A 1,392-nucleotide genomic window follows, 5' to 3' on the forward strand; every position below is an offset into this window, starting at 1 on the left:
CTCGGCACGCGCCCACCCCAGCCACGCGAGCAGGGGAGCGGCCGCGCCGAGCACGACGAGCAGCGTCGCGGCCGTGAGCCGGAGGCGCGGCTCGACGGGCAGGTCGAGCGCCTCGAGGGCGACGCCGCCGGCGAGGAGGGCGAGCGAGGTGCGGACCCAGGCGAGGAATGTCCGCTCGTTGGCGAGGGAGAACCGGGCGTCGGGCTCGTCGCCGGTGCCGTAGACCCAGCGGGGGCGGCGGGTGTCGGGGGACATGGCCCCATCCTCGCGTCCGTCGCGGCGCTCCGGTGTCACGGACGACACGGCCACCACCGGCTGCGGGATCCGCCCGACGGCGCCGAGCACGGCCGAAGCGGTGACGGCGGCGAGTGCGACGCGCCCGCGGTGCCCGGCCCCTCACCTGGACGTGCGACCTGCGTCACGCCGCCGCGACGTATCAGACGGGCCGCCGACGCCTCCTGAGCGACGACCGGGTGAGGGAGGGGACGAACGTGACGCTGCTCGAGCGCGACCTGCGCCGGATGCACCTGCTGCACCAGCGCGAGCTGCACGCACGCCTGCACCGCAGCGCCCGGGCCGACCTCCGCACCGCACAGGAGGTCGTGCTGCGTGGCGGGCACGCCGGACGCGGCGACCGCACCGTCACCCGTCGGTCCGTTCCGGGCACCGCCCGCTGACGTCGTCCGTGGCTGCGGGACACCCCTGCGCTCGTGCCCGTCGTCGTCGCGTCGAGGCGTCAGAGCGGCGGACGGGCCCCGAACACCGCCGAGCCGACGCGGACGAGCGTCGCGCCCTGCCGGACGGCGACCTCCAGGTCCCCGCTCATGCCCATCGACAGCTCACGCGCCTCCGACGTGCCGGGCGCACCGGACGCGACGACGTCGTCCCGCAGGGCGGCCAGCGCCGCGTACCCCGCACCGACCGCGGCCGGGTCGGGCGACCTGAGCCCCACGGTCATGAACCCCGCGAGGCGCAGGCCGGGGAGGGCAGCGACCGCCACGGCGAGCGCCGCCGCGTCGCCGAGCACGACGCCGTGCTTGGTCGGCTCGCCCGAGACGTTGACCTGCACCAGGACGTCGAGCGGGACGGCCCGGTCCGCGCAGCGCTCCGACAGCCGCTGCGCGAGCGCGACCGACTCGACCGACTCGACGCACGACACCCAGCGCAGGGCTGCGTTGACCTTGTTCGACTGCAACGGGCCGATGAGGTGCGTCACGGGCGCCAGGTCGGCCAGGTCCGGCCCCTTCGCGACGAGCTCCTGCACGCGGTTCTCGCCGATCAGCACGGGTGCGAGCGACGGGTCCGCCTCGACCGCCGCCGCGTCGGCGGCCAGCGCGGCACGCACGCGCGCGGCGTCGACCGTCTTCGTCGCGAGGAGCACCCGCACGGACC

Annotated in this window: 3 protein-coding genes; 1 reads left to right on the forward strand and 2 read right to left on the reverse strand. The window is 76.6% G+C overall.

Annotated features, from left to right (window positions below; all coding sequences use genetic code 11):
* Window positions 1–255: YidH family protein (locus HGA02_RS19215; RefSeq protein ID WP_168680984.1), on the reverse strand; the 255-nt coding region annotated here is incomplete at its 3' end.
* 236 nt (window positions 256–491) lie between these two features.
* Here HGA02_RS19215 and HGA02_RS19220 point away from each other — a divergent pair.
* A complete protein-coding gene (locus tag HGA02_RS19220; RefSeq protein ID WP_168680986.1) occupies window positions 492–677 on the forward strand; it encodes a hypothetical protein in 186 nt (61 codons plus the stop codon).
* A 59-nt stretch (window positions 678–736) separates the two neighbouring features.
* Here HGA02_RS19220 and HGA02_RS19225 read toward each other — a convergent pair.
* On the reverse strand, window positions 737–1,392 hold a 656-nt coding region (locus HGA02_RS19225), incomplete at its 5' end, for a YggS family pyridoxal phosphate-dependent enzyme (RefSeq protein ID WP_168680988.1).

The sequence above is a fragment of the Cellulomonas septica genome, from assembly GCF_012396155.1.
In the GTDB taxonomy this organism is placed as follows: Bacteria; Actinomycetota; Actinomycetes; order Actinomycetales; family Cellulomonadaceae; genus Cellulomonas; species Cellulomonas septica.